This is a genomic window from Streptomyces sp. NBC_00086 (assembly GCF_026343255.1).
Taxonomy (GTDB): domain Bacteria; phylum Actinomycetota; class Actinomycetes; order Streptomycetales; family Streptomycetaceae; genus Streptomyces.
The window spans coordinates 1819199-1841096 of sequence record NZ_JAPELZ010000001.1 but is presented as its reverse complement, the minus strand read 5'-3'; the positions used below and the strand labels follow the sequence as shown (position 1 = coordinate 1841096).

At 71.5% G+C, this 21898-nt stretch carries 10 protein-coding genes; 9 read left to right on the top strand and 1 reads right to left on the bottom strand.

Annotated features, from left to right (window positions below):
- Entirely contained in the window at positions 1–249 is a 249-nt protein-coding gene (locus OG276_RS08110; protein WP_266903791.1) for a hypothetical protein, read from the top strand.
- 164 nt (positions 250–413) lie between these two features.
- Here OG276_RS08110 and OG276_RS08105 read toward each other — a convergent pair whose 3' ends face one another.
- Positions 414–1361, bottom strand: coding sequence for a methionyl-tRNA formyltransferase (locus OG276_RS08105; RefSeq protein WP_266903790.1), 948 nt, complete (start codon positions 1359–1361; stop codon positions 414–416).
- A 261-nt stretch (positions 1362–1622) separates the two neighbouring features.
- On the opposite strand from OG276_RS08105, the gene OG276_RS08100 reads away from it, so the two are divergent.
- The 8 genes from OG276_RS08100 (at position 1623) to OG276_RS08065 (ending at position 21876) form a co-directional block, all read left to right on the top strand.
- Positions 1623–2990 carry a lysine N(6)-hydroxylase/L-ornithine N(5)-oxygenase family protein gene (locus tag OG276_RS08100; RefSeq protein WP_266903789.1) on the top strand — a complete coding sequence of 456 codons (1368 nt, stop codon included), beginning with the start codon at positions 1623–1625 and terminating at the stop codon, positions 2988–2990.
- Between the two features lie 190 nt (positions 2991–3180).
- A complete protein-coding gene (locus OG276_RS08095) occupies positions 3181–4176 on the top strand; it encodes an iron ABC transporter permease (RefSeq protein ID WP_266912611.1) in 996 nt (331 codons plus the stop codon).
- Positions 4177–4178: 2 nt separating this feature from the next.
- The gene (locus OG276_RS08090) at positions 4179–5252 is read left to right on the top strand and encodes an iron chelate uptake ABC transporter family permease subunit (protein ID WP_266903788.1); all 1074 of its coding nucleotides are present in this window, start codon (positions 4179–4181) and stop codon (positions 5250–5252) included.
- 118 nt (positions 5253–5370) lie between these two features.
- The gene (locus OG276_RS08085; protein WP_266903787.1) at positions 5371–6216 is read left to right on the top strand and encodes an ABC transporter ATP-binding protein; all 846 of its coding nucleotides are present in this window, start codon (positions 5371–5373) and stop codon (positions 6214–6216) included.
- Between the two features lie 107 nt (positions 6217–6323).
- Positions 6324–7391, top strand: coding sequence for an iron-siderophore ABC transporter substrate-binding protein (locus tag OG276_RS08080; RefSeq protein ID WP_266903786.1), 1068 nt, complete (start codon positions 6324–6326; stop codon positions 7389–7391).
- A gap of 2 nt (positions 7392–7393) precedes the next feature.
- On the top strand, positions 7394–9181 hold the full coding sequence (locus OG276_RS08075) for an ABC transporter ATP-binding protein (protein WP_266903785.1): 1788 nt from the start codon (positions 7394–7396) through the stop codon (positions 9179–9181).
- Positions 9182–9239: 58 nt separating this feature from the next.
- A complete protein-coding gene (locus OG276_RS08070; protein WP_266903784.1) occupies positions 9240–20186 on the top strand; it encodes a non-ribosomal peptide synthetase in 10947 nt (3648 codons plus the stop codon).
- Positions 20173–21876, top strand: coding sequence for an ABC transporter ATP-binding protein (locus OG276_RS08065; protein ID WP_266903783.1), 1704 nt, complete (start codon positions 20173–20175; stop codon positions 21874–21876). Before OG276_RS08070 ends, OG276_RS08065 begins: the two co-directional genes overlap by 14 nt.
- The last annotated feature ends 22 nt before the right edge of the window (positions 21877–21898 follow it).

The window sequence follows — 21898 nt, the reverse complement described above, 5'->3', positions numbered from 1 at the left end:
GTGACTACGGACGACTGGGTCGCAGAAGCGCGCCGACTGCAGCGAGCGGGTGCGTCGATCATCGACATAGCCGGCTTCCTTCGAGAATTCGGGGAGAATGGCGGTAGGAAAATCAACGCGGCATCCGCTCTTGGGAAAGAGTATGGATGGTCGGTAAAGCAGAAGCTTGAATTGCTGAGTTGGACCGAAGGTGGCGTTACGGACGAGGAATTGATTTCCTTTGCTCCGTCGTGGCTTCCCGGTGAGTGATTCATTCTGATGCACGACAAGAGGGTGGCTTCCCGGGGAATCCGGGAAGCCACCCTCTTGGGTTTTCCGTCTGTGTGCCGAATGGCGGGGAGCCGGCCGTGCGGCGCGGCACGCGAGGCCGGCCCGCCCGGGGACCGTCCGGGGCGGGCCGGGGTTTTAGGGGGTCAGGGGCGGGAAGTGAGGTAGCCGCCCATGGACTTGAAGTAGGTGGTGGCCGGGAGTTCCGTGCCGTCTTCCGTGCGGACGCTCGTGATGGACAGGCCGTGGTTCTGGCCCGTGCGGGCGTCCGCGCCGGCGACTATGACCACGCCTTCGCCCTCGCGGTAGAAGATGCGGCCCGGGGTGCCGCCGTAGCGGCCCTCGGAGACGACGGACGTCAGGATCTCCAGGCGCTTGCCCTTGTGGAAGGTGAAGGCGGCCGGGTACGGGGCCGACTGGGCGCGGATCAGGCGTTCCAGGGTTTCCGCGGGCCAGGACCAGTCGATGCGGATGTCCTCTTCGGCCCTCTTGTGGAAGAAGGTGGCCTGGGAGCGGTCCTGCTTCGTGAACTCCGTCCGGCCGGACGCGATGAGGTCGAGGGCGGCGATCGTCACCGGGGCGATCAGGTCGACCGTCTTGTGGAACAGGTCCGTGGTCGTGTCCGTCGGGCCGACGGGGATCGAGCGCTGCATGACGATGTCGCCGGCGTCGAGGACCTCGTCCATCATGTGCGCCGTGACGCCGACTTCGGGCTCGCCGTTGATGAGGGCCCAGATGAGGGGGGAGAAGCCCGCGTACTTGGGGAGGAGGGAGTCGTGGATGTTGAGCGTGCCGTGCCGGGGGAGCGTGTAGATGCGCGGCGGGATCCAGGTGCGCCAGTTGTTCGCGACGAGGATGTCCGCGTCGGCTTCCTTGAGCTGCTGGAACAGCTCCTCGTCGTCGGGGCGGTTGCGGATGACGACCGGGACGCCGTGCTCCTCGGCGAGGTCGGCGACCGAGTCGCTCCAGATCTTCTCGTAGGCGTGCTCGCTCTTGGGGTGGGTCACGACCATGACGACGTCGTGCTCGGAGTCCAGGAGCGCCTTCAGGGTGCGATGGCCCCAGGTCTGATAGCCGAACATGACGACCCGCATCGGGGTTCCTCCTCGGGAGAGCGAATGAGCAAAGGCAAGTAAAGCAAGGCTTACCTAACGGCGCAACAACCCCGATTCTGGGCTTGATTGACCCGAGTGCGGGCTTGTTGTCCGGTTTGTCTGGTCGACAGGCCGTCTGGATCAGGTTAGCTTTACCTAAGTTCCACTCGGCTGCCGGTCACCGGTGCGCCTGGACTCCCCCTTTCCCCCACCCCTGACACGACGCCTGGCAGGCGGCTGTCCCGCACCAATGGGAGTGACATGTCACAGGCTCTTCCTGGCGACGCACCACTGATCCACGACCTGATCGGTATCGGCTTCGGGCCGTCGAACGTCGCCATGGCGATCGCGCTCAGCGAGCACAACGTGCGCGTCGGAAGGCAAGAGGCGGTCACCGCCCACTTCTTCGAGCAGCAGCCCCGGTTCGGGTGGCACCGCGGGATGCTCATCGACGACGCGACGATGCAAGTGTCCTTCATGAAGGACCTGGTGACGCTCCGGAACCCGACCAGCGAATACAGCTTCCTCTGCTACCTGCAGGAGAAGGGCCGGCTGATCGACTTCGTCAACCACAAGAACCTGTTCCCGCTCCGGGTCGAGTTCCACGACTACCTCGAGTGGGCCGCCGCCAAGGTCGACGACATGGTCTCGTACGGCCACCAGGTCGTCTCCGTCGAGCCCGTGGTGCGCGACGGCGTCGTGGAGTACCTCGACGTGACGGCGCGCTCCGGCGACGAGGTCGTCGTCCACCGTGCCCGCAACCTCGTCATCTCCACCGGGCTGCGTCCGGTCATGCCGGAGGGCGTCGAGCGGACCGACCACGTCTGGCACAACACCGACCTGCTGAAGAAGATCGACGGCCTGGAGGGCGGCGAGCCCACCCGCTTCGTCGTGGTCGGCGCCGGTCAGAGCGCCGCCGAGAACGTGGCCTACCTGCACCGCCGCTTCCCGCAGGCCGAGGTCTGCGCGGTCTTCTCCCGCTACGGCTACAGCCCGGCGGACGACAGCAGCTTCGCCAACCGCATCTTCGACCCGCAGGCGGTGGACGAGTACTTCACCGCCCCGGAGGACGTGAAGCAGCGGCTGATGGGCTACCACGGCAACACCAACTACTCCGTGGTCGACATCGACCTCATCGACGACCTGTACCGGCAGTCCTACCAGGAGAAGGTGCTCGGCACCGAGCGGCTCCGCTTCCTGAACGTCTCGCGCCTGACGGGCGTGGAGGAGACGGCCGACGGGGTCCGCGCCACGATCAAGTCGCTCGTCACCGGCGAGGAGAGCGTGCTCGACGCCGACGTCGTGGTGTGCGCCACCGGCTACCAGCAGGCCGACGGCCTGGGGCTGCTCGGCGAGGTCGCCGACCGCTGCCACCGCGACGACCAGGGCCGGGTCCGCGTCGAGCGCGACTATCGGGTGTCGACCGACCTCGAACTGAGCTGCGGCATCTACCTCCAGGGCGGAACCGAGCACACGCACGGCATCACCTCCTCCCTGCTGTCCAACACCGCGGTACGGGTCGGGGAGATACTCGACTCGATCCTCGACCGGAACCCCAAGACCGTGCCCGGCCAGGCCCGTCCGGTCGCCGGGGGCGCCGCCGGCGGAGCCCGCCAGCCGGCCGTCTGACCGGTCCCCACCCCTCCGCTGCCGTGCTCCCGGGCGTTCACGCTCCCGGGGCACGGCAGTAGTGTGCAACCAGTTGCCCCACGAAGAAGGAACGTCCGTGCCCACTGGTATTCGCCGCCCCGCGGGCGGCCCGCCCGCGGTCGAACGCACGGCGCCTTCCCGGGTCGTCGCGCAGGCCAGGCGGCGGCGGATCGTGGGTCTGGGCGCCACCCTCGCGGTCCTGGCGGTCGCCGCCGTGGTGTCCCTCGCGGTCGGTGCGCGGGCGCTCAGCCCCGCCGAGGCCTGGCACGGGCTCTTCGCGGACCCGGATCCCGATCAGAAGCTCTCCGAAGCCCGGCTCATCATGCAGACGGTACGGGTGCCCCGTACGGTCCTCGCGATCGTGGCGGGCATCGCCCTGGGCGTCGGAGGGGCGCTGATCCAGGGCTATACGCGCAACCCCATCGCGGACACCGGTCTGCTCGGGGTGAACACCGGCGCCTCCTTCGCCGTGGTGTCGGCGATCGCCCTGCTCGGGCTCACCGACCCGTTCGAGTACGTCTGGTTCGCCTTCCTGGGCGCCGCGCTCGCCGGTGTCGTGGTGTTCGGGCTGTCGAGCATCGGCCGGGGCGCGGGCAATCCGCTGACGCTCGCTCTGGCCGGGCAGGGGGTCACGGTGTTCCTGATGGCGATGACGACGGCGGTCGCGCTGTCGGACAAGGCGGCGCTGAACGCCCTGCGGTTCTGGAACGCGGGGTCGGTGGCCGGCGTCGGCTTCGACGTCATCTGGCCGGTGACCGCCTTCATCGTGGTCGGGCTGGTGCTGGCACTGGCCACCCTGCCCTCCGTCAACCTGCTCAACCTGGGCGACGACGTGGCGCGGGGACTGGGCGTGAACATCACGCTGATCCGGATCGTCGGCATCATCGCCATCACCCTGATGGCGGGCGCGGCCACGGCGGCGTGCGGCCCCATCGCCTTCCTCGGGCTGATGGTGGCGCACCTGGCCCGCTATCTGGCCGGGCCCGACTACCGCTGGCTGGTGCCGTACGCGGGCCTGCTCGGCGCGGTCGTCCTTCTGGTCTGCGACATCGTGGGACGCGTCGTGGTGCGGCCGGGGGAGCTGGACGCGGGCGTCCTCGTCGCTCTCCTCGGCGCCCCGTTCTTCGCGGTCCTGGTGTGGCGGGGAAAGTTCAAGAGCGCATGAACATGGACGTGACAGTGGTGAAGCCCGCCGGGAAGCCCTCGGTGGCGCCCGGTGTGCGGCTCGGCGGCATGTCGTTCGTCTGGCGGCCCAGGATCGTGCTGGTCACGCTGCTGCTGACGGCGGCGGCCTTCCTGCTGTTCTGCCTGTCCATCGCCGTGGGGGACTTCCCCCTCGGGCTGTCGCAGGTGGTGGCCACCCTCTTCGGCGGCGGCGAGCAGGTCGACCAGTTCGTGATCATGGACCTGCGCATGCCGCGGGCCCTGGCCGGGCTCGTCGTGGGCATCGCGCTGGGCATGTCCGGGGCGATCACCCAGTCCATCGCCCGCAATCCGCTGGCCAGTCCGGACATCCTCGGGATCACCGGAGGCGCCAGCGCGGTCGCGGTGTGCCTGGTGACGGTGTCGGGCGGGGCCACGGCCGCGGTCGTCGGCTCCGTGGGGCTGTCCGGGGCGGCGCTCGCGGGAGGCCTCGGCACGGGGCTGCTGGTGTACTTCCTGGCGTGGCGGCGCGGGGTCGACGGCTTCCGGCTCATCCTGATCGGCCTCTCCGTGAGCGCCGTGATGGAGGCGATCACGACCTGGCTGCTGGTCACCGCCGACATCAGGGACGTGGCGCGGGCCCAGGCGTGGCTGGTCGGCTCCCTGGACAACCGCTCGTGGGACGAGGTGGGGGTGGCCCTGTGGGGCACGCTCGCCCTCGCGGTGGTCGTGGCGTGCGTCGCCTTCCAGTTCAAGCCGCTGCACTTCGGCGACGACGTGGCCGCCGGCCTCGGCGTCCGGTTCTCGCTGGTACGGGCCGTCCTGCTGCTGTGCGCGGTGCTCCTGGCCGGCTTCGCGGTGAGCGCCGCCGGACCGGTCCCGTTCGTCGCCATGGTGGCGCCGCAGGTGGCGCTCCGTCTGACGAAGTCCCCGACGCCGCCGTTGGTGGCGTCCGCCGTGGTCGGGGCGCTGCTGCTGATCGGCTCGGACCTGGTCGCCCGTACGGCGCTGCCGATCGCCCTGCCGGTCGGCGTGGTCACCGCCGCCATCGGCGGCCCCTTCCTCATCTACCTCCTGGTGCGGGCGAACCGCCGCTAAGGCCTGTCGTCAAATTCCCGCCTGCCCCGCGGCGGGCCGCCCTTCGGGCGACGACGGGAATTTGACGACAGGCCCTAGGTGATAGAAAGGTTAGGCAAGCCTAAATAAAGGGGGAGTCGTGGTCGCTCAGTCCATCACCGAGACCGAGTCCGGGGCCGATGCCGTCCCGCGGCTGGCGGCCAGGGGCGTCACGGTCGGATACGGCGACCGGACCGTCATCGACTCCCTCGACGTGGCGATCCCGCCGGGGGTGGTGACCACGATCATCGGCCCCAACGGGTGCGGCAAGTCCACCCTGTTGCGGACCCTGTCGCGGCTCCTCAAGCCGACCAGCGGATCGGTCGTGCTTGACGGCGAGGACATCGCCCGGCTGCGGACCAGGGACGTGGCGAAGAAGCTCGGACTGCTGCCCCAGGCGCCGGTCGCGCCGGAGGGCCTGACCGTGGCCGACTTGGTCGCCAGGGGCCGGCATCCACATCAGAGCTGGCTGCGCCAGTGGTCCTCGGACGACGCCTCCGTCGTGGAACGCGCGCTGGCCATGACGGGGGTGGCCGACCTGGCCGACCGTCCCGTCGACGCGCTCTCCGGGGGCCAGCGTCAACGCGTGTGGATATCCATGACCCTCGCTCAGGGCACGGATCTGCTGCTGCTCGACGAGCCCACGACCTATCTGGACCTGGCGCACGCCGTCGACGTGCTCGACCTGGTCGACGACCTGCACGAGTCGGGATGCACCGTGGTGATGGTGCTGCACGACCTCAACCTGGCCGCGCGCTACAGCGACAACCTGATCGTGATGAAGGCCGGTTCGGTCCTGGCGCAGGGTCACCCGCGCGAGGTGCTGACCGCCGAGTTGCTGCTCGAGGCATTCGGCCTGCGTGCCATGGTGATTGACGATCCGGTGGGTGACCGGCCCCTCGTCGTGCCGATCGGGCGGACCCACGTCCAGAGTGCGGGCAGCTGAAACCAGAGCGTTATCACTTAGGCTAGGCTTACCTCACTTCACCGGGGTACGGTTTGCCTGCCCTAAGTGGGGCTGCAGTGGACAGTACGAAAGCAAGGGATCCCGCAATGCTCCTCGACCGAACGACACGCAACAAGCCCTGGCTGAAGCTGGCGGCGACCGTGTCCGCAGCGGCCCTCGGCGTAGGCGTCCTTGCCGGCTGCGGCTCCGAGAAGGCCGACACCAACGGCAAGGACAAGAAGGAAGGCACCGCCAAGTCTCCTGCCGCCAATGGTGCGTTCCCGGTCACCGTCGAGCACTTCTTCGGCTCCACCGAGGTCAAGAAGGCCCCGCAGCGCGTCGTCACCGTCGGCTACACCGACGACCAGAACGTCCTCGCGTTCGGCATCAAGCCGGTCGGCATGGTCGACCAGTACCCGAACCCGGCGGGTCAGAGCCCCGACATCAACACCCAGTGGCCCTGGGTGAAGGACAAGTGGGGCGAGACCAAGCCCGAGGTCATCATGAACAACGGTGACGCCGGCCCCAACTTCGAGAAGATCGCGGCCCTGCGCCCCGACCTGATCATCGCGGTGTACTCCGAGGTCGACCAGGCCGCCTACGACAAGCTGTCGAAGATCGCCCCGACGGTCGGCCGCACCAAGGCCGAGAAGGAGCCCTTCAGCGCTCCGTGGTCGGACAACGCCCTCCAGGTCGCCAAGGCGGTCGGCAAGGAGGCCGAGGGCAAGGCGATGGTCCAGGGCATCCAGGACAAGCTCGCCGCGGTCAAGAAGGCGCACCCCGAGTTCGCCACCCAGACGGCCGTCGCGGTGTCCTGGTACAAGGACGCGGTCAACCCCTTCACCACCACCGACGTGCGCGGCCAGCTCCTGACCGGCATGGGCTTCAAGGGCCAGACCGAGCTCGACAAGATCTCGGACGGCAAGTTCTCCTTCGCCCTCTCGCCGGAGCGCATGGACCTCATCGACGTCGACCGCGTCTTCGTCATCAACGACAAGGCCGACACGGACGCGATGAAGAAGTCCGAGCTCTTCGCCAACCTGAAGGTCGTCAAGAACAACAAGGTGTCCTACCTGCTCGACAGCGAGGGCCCGGCGGCCGGCGCGGCCATGTCGCAGGCCACCCTGCCCGCCCTGCCCTTCGCCATCGACGAGCTCGTCAAGTCGGTCGGCTAGGTGTGAGCACCACGGAAATTCGGGTCGCCCCGGCAACCCTGCGTACGACGACCGGACGTGAAGCGGCCCGATGGGTGGCGGCCAACTGCCGCACGATGCCCTGGCTGACGTCCGGCGCCGTACTCAGCACGGTCGCCGGGGCGGCTCTCCAAATGCTCCCCGTCCTGTTGCTCGGCCGGGTGGTCGACGCGGTGACCGGGGGCGAACCGCGTTCGGTCCTGGTCACGATCGGGGCCTGGATGGTGGCCGCCGCGCTCCTCGGCGCGGCGGCCACCGCCCTGTCCGCCTACCTGATCGGGCGGCTCGGCGCCGACCTGCTCGCGCACCTGCGCGAAGGCGCCGTACGGGCCGTGCTGGGCATGCCCAGCGCCCGGGTCGAGCAGGTGGGCCGCGGCGACGTGCTCTCCCGGGTCGGCGACGACGTCGCCGTCCTGTCCAAGGGCATCCGGTCGGCCATCCCCACGGTGTTCTCCGCGGGGGTGCTGGTGACCATCGCCACGATCGGCATGTTCGGCCTCGACTGGCGACTCGGCCTGGCCGGCGCCTGCGCCCTGCCGGCCTACGCGCTGGCCCTGCGCTGGTACTTGCCCCGCTCCGCCCCGCTCTACCGCAAGCGCGCAGTGGCCCAGGCCGAGCGCGCGCAGGCGCTGATCAGCGGCCTCAACGGCATCGAGACGGTACGGGCGCACCGGCTGGAGGAGGCCTTCCGCGAGAAGGTCTCCGAGGATTCGCGACGGGTACGGGACCTCGGCATCGAGGTGTTCCACTTCTTCGGCCGGTTCGTCGGCCGGGAGAACCGGGCGGAGTTCATCGGCCTGGTCCTGATCCTCGTGGTGGGCTACGCCCTGCTGGAGACCGGCTCCGCAAGCCTCGGTGAAGTGGCGGCCGCGCCGCTGGTGTTCCACCGCCTGTTCACCCCGCTGGGCGCGATCATGTTCACCTTCGACGAGGCCCAGAAGTCGGGCGCGAGCCTGACCCGGCTCGTCGGGGTGCTGGGGGAGTCCACGCAGGACCGGCTCGTGGGTGATGCGACCGCCGCTCCGGCGGACGTGGAGCCGTACCCGGTGACGGTGAAGGGGCTGACGTTCCGTTACCCCGGATCCGATGAGCCGGTCCTGAGCGACGTCAGCCTGACGATCCCGGCGGGCGGCTCACTGGCCCTGGTGGGCGCGACGGGCGCCGGCAAGACGACCCTGGCCGCGCTCATCGCCGGCATCGGGACCCCGGAGGCCGGTTCGGTGCGGATCGGGCCGACCGACCTCACCGATCTGGACGAGGCCGGGGCGAGGGCGCTGGTGAGCATCCTGACCCAGGAGACGCACGTGTTCTCCGGGCCGCTCGCCGACGACCTGCGACTGGCCGCGCCGGAGGCGACCGACGCCGAACTGCTGGCCGCGCTGGGCACCGTAGGGGCGGCCGAGTGGGTCGAGGCGCTGCCCGAGGGCCTGGACACCGAGGTCGGCGAGGGCGGTGCGCGGCTCGACGGCACCAAGGTGGCCCAAGTCGCCCTGGCCCGGCTGGTGCTGGGCCGGGCACCCGTGGTGGTGCTCGACGAGTCGACCGCGGAGGCGGGCAGCGAAGGCGCCGCCGAGCTGGAACGGGCCGTACTGGCGGCCTGCGCCGGGCGGACCACGCTCTTCGTGGCCCACCGGCTGACCCAGGCGGTGGCGGCCGACCGGATCGCCGTGCTGGATGCGGGACGCGTCGTGGAGCTGGGCACGCACGAGGAGTTGGTGGCCCTGGGCGGCCGCTACGCGCGACTCTGGCGGGCCTGGAGAGACGCTAGTTAGGTCACCCTAATTTAGGTTAGGCTAGCCTTCGTACCTTGGAAGGGTGTTGAGTCTTCAAATGATGGAACCGAGCGCTCGTCTCGTGCTGATCTCTCCTACGCGCCTGGCAGACGTGCGCCGGCGTACCGGCGGATACTCCGACCGGACCATCGCCGAGGCCTGTGCCATCGGACTGTCGTACTGGGCGACGGGCGTCAGCCCCGACGGAATCGACCTGACCCCCGGCACGCTCTTCGCGGACGTCCTGGGATGGGTCGACAACGGCGGACGCGCGCCCGGTGGCTGGGAGACCGGCGAGGCCGCTCCGGACGGCTGGGCCATCGCGGTCCCCGGGAGCGTCCGGCAGTCCGACGCCCAGCTCGCGCTGGACGACCTGGCGGACTTCCCCGACCGGCCCATCGGCACCATCAGCCCGACCGGCGTGGCGGAGCGACTGGGAACCCTCGCCGGGTGGAACGACAACGCGGCCGACCGGGTCCGGCCGACCATCGTGGAGATGTTCCGCGAGCAGGCGAGGCTCAGGCCGGACGCGGTCGCCATCATCGACGAACACCGCTCGCTGACCTACCGCCAGGCGGCGGAGCTGTCCGCGCAGCTGGCCCACCACCTGATCGGCCGCGGACTCGGCTCCGAGCAGGTCGTGGGCATCTCGCTGGGCCGCTCCGCCGACATGGTCATCGGCCTGCTCGGCGTGCTCCAGGCCGGCTGCGCCTTCGTCCCGCTCGACCCCCAGTGGCCCGCCGCGCGCCGCGCCGTCGTCATCGACGACGCGCGGGTCGTGGTGCAGCTGAACGACTCCGGCGCACACGACCCCGCGGAACCGGCCGCCGTGGCCGTCGACCTCGACGACTGGCGGTACGCCGACCAGCCCGCCGGGGACACCGGAATCACCGCGCACGGCAACTCCCTCGCCTACGTGATCTTCACGTCCGGTTCCACCGGCCGCCCCAAGGGCGCGATGATCCGGCACGAGGCGATCAGCGAGCGCCTGCTGTGGCAGGTCAACGAGATCCTCGGCTTCGGCCACGACGACGCCTCGCTGTTCAAGGCGCCCCTGTCCTTCGACATATCCATCAACGAGATCTTCCTCCCGCTGGTGTGCGGCGGCCGCCTCGTGGTCCTGCGGCCCGGCGGCGAACGCGACCCGCACCACCTGCTCGCCGTGATCGCCGAGCACCGCGTCACCTTCACCTACCTCGTCTCCTCCATGCTGGACGTCCTGCTGGAGATGGCCGGCGACTCCGACCGCCTCGACAGCCTGCGCCACGTGTGGTGCGGCGGCGAGGTGCTCACCCCCGAGCTGTACGAGCGCTACCGCACCCGGCTCGACATCCCCATGTACCACGGCTACGGCCCGGCCGAGACGACCATCGGCGTCTCCCACGTCATCTACCGGGGCGAGGCCGAACGCCTGTCGACCTCGATCGGCAAGGCCAACCCCAACACCCAGCTGTACGTCCTCGACGACGAACTGCGCCCGGTCCCGGTCGGCGTCGGCGGCGAGCTCTACGTCGGCGGCTTCCTCCTGGGCCGCGGGTACGTGAACGCACCCGCACTGACCGCGTCCCGCTTCGTGGCGAACCCGTTCGCAGGCGACGGCTCCCGCCTCTACCGCACCGGCGACCTCGCCCGGTTCGCCCCCGACGGCTCCCTGGACTTCCTCGGCCGCGCCGACAACCAGGTCAAGGTCCGCGGCATGCGCCTCGAACTGGAGGACGTCGAGGCCGGCCTCGCGGAGCACCCCGAGGTACGGCACACCTGCGTCATCGCGAAGAAGAACAGCGCGGGCGGCACCTACCTCGTCGGCTACGTGATCCCGGCCGCCGGAGCCGCGGAGCTGCGGGCCGACGAGGTCAAGGCCTGGGCCACCGAGCACATGGTCGAGTACATGGTGCCCGCCCACATCGTCGTGATGACCGAGTTCCCGCTCACCGCGAACGGCAAGCTCGACCGGCGCGCCCTGCCCGAACCCGAGGTCGTGACCGGGACGTTCGTACGGCCCTCCACCGACGAGGAGCGCGCGGTCTGCGCGGCCGTCGCCTCCGTGCTGCGACTGGAGGAAGTCGGCGTCGACCAGGACTTCTTCCAGCTCGGCGGAGACAGCATCCTCGCCATCTCGCTGCTCAGCGCCCTGCGCGCGGCGGGCCTCTACGTCACCGCCGGACAGATCTTCGCCAACAGCGTCCTGGGCGCCCTGGCGGCCGTGGCCGGCCGCGAGGACGCCGCCCGGGTGGACCACGCCGACGTCGCGACCGGTCCCGTACCGGGATCGCCCATCGTCCAGTGGCTCGGCCGGACCACGGACGCCGTCGACGGCTTCGTCCAGGCGGTCGTACTGAACACCCCGGCGGACCTCACCGCCGACGCCCTCGGCCCGATCCTCGACTCCGTCGTCACCCGGCACGACATGCTGCGCGCCCGGCTCGTCCGCGGGGACCGCTGGAGCTTCGACATACCGGAGGCCCACGGGGCCACCGCCGACTGGCAGGAGAGCGACGGGCCGCTCGACGCGTGCGTCGCCCTCGCAACCGAAGGACTGGACCCGGACAACGGCGTGATGCTGCGGGCCGTCTGGCGCCGCGAGGCCCGCCAACTGGTCCTCGTCGCCCACCACGTGGTGGTCGACGGCGTGTCCTGGCGGGTCCTGATGGAGGACCTGGCCACGGCATGGCGCCAGTTCACCGCCGGTGAGGCCATCGAACTCCCCGCGGTGGGAACCTCGTTCCGCCGCTGGACCCAGCTCCTGGAAAACGCCGAATTCGACGCGGACCGCGCCTACTTCGAACGCCCCCTGCCGGGCCCCGACGCGCCGCTCGGCAGGCGCGCCCCGTCCGGGGCCGACACGGTCGAGCGGGAGCGGACCCGGGTCTTCACCGTCGGCTCCGAGCCCACGGCCGCACTGCTGGGCGAGATCCCCGCGAAGTTCCACGCGGGCGTCAACGACGTCCTGCTGACCGCGCTCGCCGTCACCCTCGCCCGCTGGCGGCGCGGCCGCGGCCAGGAGCAGACCTTCGCGCACATCGAGCTGGAGGGCCACGGCCGCGAAGGCCGCCACGTGGCGGGTGCCGCCGGCGTCGAGCCGGAACTGTCGCGCACCATCGGCTGGTTCACGACGCTGTTCCCGGTGACCGTGGACCCCGGCACCACCGGCGACTTCACCGACCCCCGCTACCTCGCCGCCGCCCTCAAGGCGGTCAAGGAAGACCTGGCCCGCGTACCGAGCAACGGCGTCTCCTACGGCGCCCTGCGCTACCTGTCCGACGCCGCCTTCACCGCGCCGGCACCCCAGATCCTCTTCAACTACCTGGGCCGCTTCGACGCGGGCGCGTCGGGGGACTGGCAGCTCTCCGGCACCACCGGACAGCTCGGCGAGAAGCGCGACCCGCGGATGCGCCTGCCGCGCGCCCTGGAGTTCAACGCGATCGCCGAACCCTCCGCCACCGGCGAGTACGAGCTCGTCACCACCGTCTCCTGGCCCGACGGGATGTTCACCGACGAGGACATCGAGGCGATCGGCGGGTACTTCCAGGCGGCACTCACCGCCCTGGCCGCGCTCGAAGAAGGCGGCCACTCGCCCAGCGACTTCCCGCTGGTACGGCTGGCCCAGGCCGACGTAGACGCCCTGGACGGCCCCGCGCTGCGCGCCGTCCTGCCGCTGACCCCGCTGCAGGAAGGCCTGTACTTCCACTCGGTCTTCGACGACGACTCCGCCGGCAGCTACGTCGAACAGCAGCTGCTGACGCTGGAGGGCGAGCTCGACCCCGCCCGCCTCGCCACCGCCGCCACCCGCCTGCTCACCCTGTACCCGAACCTGGCCGCGCGGTTCACGGCCCTCGCCGACGGCCGCGTCGTCTCCGTACTGGAAACCGGCGCCGAGGCCCCCTTCACCACCCTGGAGCGGCCCGGCATCACCGACGCGGAGCTCCACGAACTCGCCGAGCGGGACCGCCGCGCCGGATTCGATCTGGCCACCGGCCCGCTGATGCGGTTCACCCTGGTCCGCGACCCGGAATCCGGCCGCGACGTCCTCGTGCAGACCGTCCACCACATCATCGCCGACGGCTGGTCGGTGCCCCCGATGCTGCGCGCGCTGCTCGCGGAGTACCACGCGCCGGGCAGCACCTACCCGCTGAGCGGCTTCCCCGACTACGTCGGCTGGCTCGCCGAGCGCGACGCCGACGAGAGCGACCGCGTGTGGGGCGCCGAACTCGCCGAGCTGCCCGGCCCCTCGCTGGTGGCCAGGCAGCACACCCCGTCCGACCGGTTCGCCGACACCTCCGTGGAACCGGGGCTCGACATCGACGCCGCCGTCCGCTCGGCCGGCGTACCGCTGAGCGTGGCCGTGCACAGCGCCTGGGCGGTGACCCTGGGCGGGATCCTGCACTCCGACGACGTGGTCTTCGGATCCACGGTCTCCGGCCGCGACGCGGACGTCCCCGGCATCGAGGACATGGTCGGCCTGTTCATCAACACCGTCCCGCTGCGTGCACGGTGGGCCGCCGGCACCACGGCGGGCGAACTGCTCGCCTCCGTACGCGAGCACCAGGGCGCGGTCCTGCCGCACCAGCACGTCTCGCTGGCCCGGATCGGCCGCCTCGCCGGCGTCGGCTCCCTCTTCGACACGCTCGTGGTGTTCGACGTGGCCACCGACGTGGCCGCCCTGCGCCGCACCGGCGACACCCTGGCCGTCACCGGCCTCGTCAACGAGGGAGCCCCGCACTACCCGCTGACCCTGGTCGTGGAGCGGGCCCTCGACGGACGCCCGCGCTTCAACCTGATCTACGACGGCGAACTGCTCCGCGAGAGCACCGCCCGCGACATCCTGAACCGGTTCACGCACACCCTCACCGCGCTGCTCACCCGGCCGGACGCCCCGGTCGCCGACCTGGCGCCCGAGGGCGGCAGGAGCCCCGCACGGATCACCCCGACCACCCTCGGCGCACTCTTCGACGCCGCGGCCGACCGGGACCCGGCGGCCACCGCCGTCACCCAGTGCGCGCTCGACGGCACCACCCGCTCGCTGACCTACGGCGAACTCGCCGACGCGAAGAACGAACTGGCCGCCGCCCTGCGCACGGCCGGTGTCCGGCCGGGCCGGCGCGTCGCCGTGGCCGTCCCGCGCACCATCGAGCAGATCGTCGCCCTGGTCGCGATCGTCAGCGCGGGCGGCGCGTACGTACCGCTCGACATGGCCTACCCGGACGACCGGCTGGAGTACGTCCTCGCGGACGCCGCCCCGCAGGCCGTCCTCGTGGACCCCGGTCAGCGCGAGCGCTTCACGGAGCTGCTGGAGCGGGCGGGAGTCGCCGCACGCGTCCTCGTACAGGGCGACGAGCCGGCGCCCGAGACCGCTGCCGGGGACGCGGCTGCGGCGCCCGAGGTTAGCTGGCACGACCCCGCGTACGTGATCTACACCTCCGGGTCGACCGGCAAGCCCAAGGGCGTCGTCGTCCCGCACTCCAGCGTGGTGGCGCTGCTCGCCAACACCCAGCCCGACATGGACTTCGGCCCCGACGACGTCTGGGTCCAGTTCCACTCCTACTCCTTCGACTTCGCGGTCTGGGAGCTGTGGGGCGCCCTGGCGCACGGCGGCGAGCTACTCGTCCCCGACTACGGCCTGACCCGCTCCCCGGTCGACTTCCACCGGCTGGTCCGCGAGCGCGGCGTGACCGTGCTCAACCAGACGCCTTCGGCCTTCTACCAGTTCGTCGAGGCCGACCGGCACGCCGACCGGCCGCTCCCCGCCCTGCGCCGCGTCATCTTCGGCGGCGAGGCCCTGGACCTCGGCCGGCTGCGCGGCTGGGTCGAGCGGCACGGCGCCGCCTCGCCCGAGCTCGTCAACATGTACGGGATCACCGAGACCACGGTCCACGTGACCCACCGGGTGCTGACCGACGAGGACTTCGCCTTCGGCGACGACGTGAGCCCCATCGGCGGACCCATCCCGGGCCTGACCACCCACCTGCTCGACGACCGGCTCCGGCCGGTGCCGCCGGGGCAGGTGGGCGCCATCTACGTGGCCGGAGACCAGGTCTCCCTCGGCTACCTCGGGCGGCCGGGCCTCACCGCGGGCCGGTTCGTCGCGAACCCGTTCGCGAACGACGGCTCCCGGATGTACCACACGGGCGACCTGGCCGTCCGCACCCTCGACGGGGAGCTGGAGTTCACCGGCCGCGCCGACGACCAGGTGCAGCTCAAGGGCTTCCGCATCGAGCTCGGCGAGGTCGAGTCCGCGCTGCGCGACCTCGACGGCGTCGTCGACGTGGCCGTCACCGTGGCCGGCAGCGGCGACCACCTGGTCGCGCACGTCGTGGGCCGGGTACCCGGCGAACTCTCCGCCCTCCTCGCCGAGAAGCTGCCCGTGCACATGGTGCCGGGCCGGGTCCTGACCGTGGACGCCCTGCCGCTGACCGTCAACGGCAAGCTGGACCGCAAGGCCCTGATCGCGGCGGCCGCGCAGGACGACACCCCGGTGGCCGGCGGCGCGAGCGGCGGTTCGCAGCTCGCCTCGCTGATCGGCATCTTCGCCGACACCCTGTCCCACCCGGCCGCCGACGCCGACACCGACTTCTTCGGAGCCGGCGGCGACAGCATCGTCGCCATCACCGTGGTCAACCGCGCCCGGGCGCTCGGCCTGCCGATCGCACCCCGCGACGTGTTCCTCCTGAAGACGCCGCGCGCCCTCGTGGAGCTCCTGGGCACGCGTGCGCCGCAGACCCCGGCCACCGCCGCGGTCCCCGCGCGCCGTGAGGACGGCCCGCTCGCGCCCACGCCGATCATCCTGCGCCAGCGCGAACTGGGCGGCTCACTCGACCGGTTCGCCCAGGCCAGGACCGTGGACGTGGCCGAAGGCGCCGCCTTCGCCGACATCGAGCGCGCCGCCACCGCCGTACTGGCCGCCCACCCGGCCCTGCGGATGCGCCTGAACACCGGGCACGGCGTGTGGACCCTGCGCACCGAACCCGCCCGCGGGGCCACCGTCGTCCGCGCGGACACGGCCGACGCCACGGTCGCCGCGAACGAGGCCGCCGGACGGCTCGACCCCGGGACCGGGGAGGTCGCCGCCTTCACCTGGCTCGCGGCGACCGGCACCCTGGTGGTCACCGTGCACCACATCGCGGTCGACTCGGTGTCCTGGCTGATCCTGCTGGACGACCTGGCCGCCGCCCTGCGCGGGGAGACCCTCGCACCGGCGACCACCTCCTACGCCGAGTACGCCGACGCGCTGACCCTGCGGTCCGCCGCCGGCGCCGACGACCTCGGGCACTGGGTCGACACCCTCCAGGCGCCCCCGCTGCTGCCCGCGTCCGGCGCGCTGCGCGACACCACCGTGGTCCTCGGCCCCGAGGCCAGCGACCGGGTGACGCGCACCGCCCCCGCGGCCCTCGGCGTCGCCCTGACCGAGCTGCTGTGCGGCGCCCTGCGCACCGCCCTGACGCGGATCCAGCCGGCGCCCACCGATCTCGCGATCGAGCTGGAGCGGCACGGCCGGGTGTCCGTACTGGAGCACCACGACTACACCCGTACGGTCGGCTGGTTCACCGCCATCGCGCCCGTCCGGCTCACCGCGCACACCGACCCCGTCGCGGCGGCCCGCGAACTCGCCGAGCGGCAGCCCGACGAGTCCGGGCACCTCGCCTACGGCCGGCTGCGCTACCTCAACCCGCAGACGGCCCCGCTGCTGACCGCCCGCCCGCAGGTGCTCTTCAACTACCTCGGCCGGGGCAGCGAGTCCCGTGCCCTGCACATCACCGGCGGCGACCAGGGCAGCCCGTACGCCGTCGAGGTCAACGCCTGGACCGACGCGGCCACCGGCAGCCTGCACGCGACCTTCACCCTCGCCGAGGAGATCCCCGACGAGATCACCGCGCACTGGCTGCACGCCCTGGAAACCCTCGCGGATGCCTCCGTGACGGCCGAGCGCACGGCGCCGGTCACCGCCCTGCAGCGGGGCCTGTTCTTCCAGGCCCAGCTGGCGGGCACGGCCGGGCACTACGTCGCGCAGAGCTACTTCGCCCTCGACCACCGCCTCGACACCGAGGCGCTGACCGAGGCCATGGCCGTGGTCATGGCCCGGCACCCGGTCGTCGGCGCCGGCTTCACCACCGACGAGGACGGCAACCCGGTCCAGATCCTCAAGGCGGGCCGCCGGGTCGGCGTCCACACGGTCGAGCTGTCGACCGAGGAGGAAGTCGAAGCCCTGCGCGTCCGTGACCGCAACACCGGCTTCGACCCGGCCGAGCCGCCGCTGATCCGGCTGACCGTGATCCGGCTGCCCGACGGCCGTGACGGACTGCTCCTCAGCTACCACCTGCTGCTGTGGGACGGCTGGTCCCGCGCGATCGTGCTCCGCGACCTGTTCGAGGCCTACCGGGCCCTGCTCGACGGTGAGCAGCCGTCCACGGCCCCGGCCGTGCCGGGCTTCGAGGACCACGCCCGATCGCTCGCCGCCAAGGACCCGGCCGTCTCGGAGCGGTTCTGGGCCGAGCACCTGACCGGTCTCTCCGGCCCGACGCTGCTCGCCGGCCCGGCGCCGTCCCTCTCGGACGAGCTGCCGCCCGCGCTGCTGCACACCCTGACCGCCGAACAGTCGCAGCTGCTGCGGGAGACGGCCAGGGCGCACGGAGTCACCCTCAACTCGGTCCTCACGGGAGCCTTCGGCCTGCTGCTCGGCGCCCACACCGGCCGCAGCGACGCCGTGTTCGGCGTGACCGTCTCCGGCCGCGAGGGCGAGAACCTGTCCGACATCGTCGGCGTGCTCCTCAACACCGTGCCCATGTGGACGCGGGCCCGGCCCGAGGACTCGGTCGCGGAGTACCTGGCCTCCGTACAGGCGGCCCGGGTCGACGCGATGGAGCACGAGCACCTGGGGCTCGGCGAGATCCAGCGGGCCAGCGGCCACGACACCCTCTTCGACAACCTGTTCGTGCTCCAGAACTTCCTGGACCTGGACGGGCTGGCCGAGATGAACGCCCGCCACGGCATCACCGAGGTGAAGTCGGACGACTCCACCCACTACCCGTTCACCTGGGTCGTCACCCCCGGCGACCGGCTCACCGTCAAGCTGGAGCACCGCCACGGCGACTCCGACGGCGCCCGCCGCCTCCTCGACGACTACGTCGGCCTGCTCCAGGACCTGGCCCGCTCCACCGGACCGGTGGGCGCGCTGCCCGGCCTCGGACCGGTGCCCGCACCCGCCGACCGCACGGACATCGGCACCGACACGGTGGTCGACCGCTTCGACCGGGCGGCGGACCGCGCACCCGACCGGGTCGCGCTCGTCGCGCACGGCCGGAGCATGACCTTCGCCGAACTCCGTGACCGCAGCCGCCTGCTGGCGGGGGTGCTCGCCGGGCGCGGCATCGGCCCGGAGAAGACGGTGGGCCTGGCGATCCCGCGCACACTGGACTGGATCGTCGCGCTGTTCGCCGTACTGCGCACCGGAGCCGCGTACGTACCGCTGGAGCTGGACCACCCGGACGAGCGGATCGCCACGATCGTCGCGGACGCCCGGCCCGAGGTGATCCTCACCGTCAGCGCCGTCTCGCCCCGGCTGACCGGCGACCTGATCGAAACCGGCGACCTGATCGAGCTGGACCGGCCCCTCCCGGAGGCCGAGCCGTTCGTGACGTTCGCGCCGCAGGACGCCAACCGGCTGCGGTACCCGGCGTACACGATCTACACCTCCGGTTCGACGGGCAAGCCCAAGGGCGTCGTGACCGAGTACGCCGGCCTCACCAACATGCTGATCAACCACCAGCGCCGCATCTTCGAACCGGTGCTGGCGGAGCACGGCAACCGGATCTTCAAGATCGCGCACACCGTGTCCTTCGCCTTCGACATGTCGTGGGAGGAGCTCTTGTGGCTCGCCGACGGCCACGAGGTGCACATCTGCGACGAGGAACTGCGCCGCGACGCACCCGCCCTGGTCGACTACTGCCGTGAGCACGGGATCGACGTCATCAACGTGACCCCGACCTACGCGCAGCAGCTGGCGGCCGAAGGCCTCCTCGACAACCCGGACCGGCGCCCCGCGCTGGTGCTCCTGGGCGGCGAGGCGGTCACCCCGACCCTCTGGCAGCGGCTCGCCGAGACCGAGGGCACCGTCGGCTACAACCTGTACGGACCCACCGAATACACCATCAACACCCTGGGCGTCGGCACCTTCGAGTGCCAGGACCCGGTGGTGGGCGTGGCCATCGACAACACCGAGGTGTTCGTCCTGGACCCGTGGCTGCGGCCGCTGCCGGACGGGGTTCCCGGTGAGCTCTACGTCTCCGGAATCGGCATCGCCCGCGGGTACCTGGGCCAGCCGGCCCAGACCGCGCACCGGTTCGTGGCCTCCCCGTTCGGGGCGCCCGGCGAGCGCATGTACCGTACCGGCGACCTGGTGGTCCGCCGGCCGGACGGGAACCTGATGTACCTCGGCCGCACCGACCAGCAGGTCAAGATCCGCGGCCACCGCGTGGAGCTGGGCGAGGTGGAGGCCGCCTTCGCCGCGCACGGGGCGGTACGGTTCACGGCCGCGGTCGCCCAGCCCGACCCGCAGGTCGACGGCGCCTACCGGCTGGCCGCGTACCTCGTACTGGAGGCCGGCGCCGACCTGGCGGCGGTCGCCGCCGAGGCGGGCACCGGACTGCCGGACTACATGCGCCCGACGCACTACGCTCAGGTCGACGCCATCCCGCTCACGGTCAACGGGAAGGCCGACACCAAGGCCCTGCCGGAGCCCAGGCCGCTGGGCGCGCTGACCACTTCGGGCGAGCGCGGCCCGGAGACCGAGACCGAGGTCCTGGTCTGCGAGTTCTTCGCCGAAGCCCTGGACCTGGACGACGACGAGGTGAGCGCCGTGAGCGACTTCGTGTCCCTCGGAGGACACTCCATGCTGGCCGTACGCCTGGTCGGCCTCCTGCGCCGTGAATTCGGCCCGACGATCACCATCCGCGACCTGCTCACCCTGCGAACCCCCGAAGCGATTGCCCGGCACCTTGATGACAACTCCTGACGTCCACGGATCCCGCCGCGCGGGATCCGACATCCTCCGGACCGCCATACGGCGCAACGTCGGCGCCATGGTCTGGGGCACCGTCCTCATGGGCCTGTACCAGGCGGGCGAGACGGCCTTCCCGATCGCGCTCGGCCTGATCGTCGACCACACGATGAAGGGGCGGAGCCTGACGGCCCTCGCCCTCTCGATCGCCGCGCTGGCCGTGATCATCACGACGGTGTCGCTGTCGTGGCGGTACGGGATGCGCATCCTGCAGAAGGCCAACACGACCGAGGCCCACCACTGGAGGGTGCGGGTCGCGTCCTGCGGCCTCCAGCCGGTGGCCCGGGACGTGGACCTGAAGTCCGGCGAGGTGCTCACCATCGCCACCGAGGACGCCGACCAGACCGCCGACATCGTCGAGGTCGTTCCGATGCTGATCAGCTCCTCGGTCGCGGTGCTGGTCGCGGCGGTCGCGCTGAGCCTGGCGGACCTGCGGCTCGGCCTGCTCGTCATGGTCGGCACGGCGCTGATCCTGTCGACCCTCAGCGTGATGTCGAAGCGGATCGGCAGCAGCACCCAGGAGCAGCAGGCCCGGGTGGCGCGGGCCGGTGCGAAGGTCGCCGACCTGATCACGGGCCTGCGCCCGCTGCACGGCTTCGGCGGCAACCACGCGGCCTTCCGCTCCTACCGCAAGGTCAGCACGGAGGCCAAGGAGCAGGCGATCACGGTCGCCAAGGTGAACGGCGCCTACACGGGCACCGCGCTGGCCCTGAACTCCACCCTCGCCGCCGCGGTGACCCTGACCGCCGGCTGGCTGGCCTTCGACGGGCAGATCAGCATCGGCGAGCTCGTCATGGCCGTGGGCCTGGCGCAGTTCATCATGGAGCCGCTCCGGCTGTTCTCGGACATGCCCAAGTACGTGATGATGGCCCGCGCTTCGGCGGAGCGGATGGCCCTGGTGCTGTCCGCCCCGCCGGTGGCGGCCCCGGGGACGGCCCGCCCGGCACCGGGCGGGGACCTGGAGATCGACTGCGTCCGGTACGAATCCCTCCAGGGCCTGAAGTTCCACGTCCCGGCGGGCCAGTTCACGGCGATCGCGGTCTACCAGCCGCGCGCGGCGGCCGAACTCGCCTCGATCCTCGCGGTGAACGTGCCGCCGACCGCGTACGGCGGCACGGTGCGGCTCGGCGGGCAGGACCTCGCGGACCTGTCGGTCGAGGCGGTCCGCGAGCTCATGCTGGTGAACCCGTACGACGGGGAGATCTTCGCGGGAACCCTCCGTACGAACATCGACCCGTCGGGCACCAGCCGGACGGTCCCCGAGGCCGTCGAGGCGTCCATGCTGACCGATGTCGTCGCCCTGCACCGGCAGGGGCTCGACTACGAGGTCCGCGACCGCGGTTCGAACCTCTCCGGCGGGCAGCGCCAGCGGCTCTCCCTGGCCCGGGCGCTGGCCGCGGACTCCGACGTGCTCGTGCTGCGCGACCCGACCACCGCCGTGGACGCGGTCACCGAGCAGCTCGTCGCCCGCAAGATCGCGGAGCTGCGCCGGGGCCGCACTACCGTGGTCATCACCAGCAGCCCGGCCCTGCTGGACGCGGCCGACCGGGTCCTCGTCCTGGACGACGGGGTGGTCACGGCCGAAGGGACGCACCGCCACCTGCTGGCCAACGACCCGGCGTACTGCGCGGCGGTCACGCGGTGACCTCGTGAGCCGGTGAACGGCA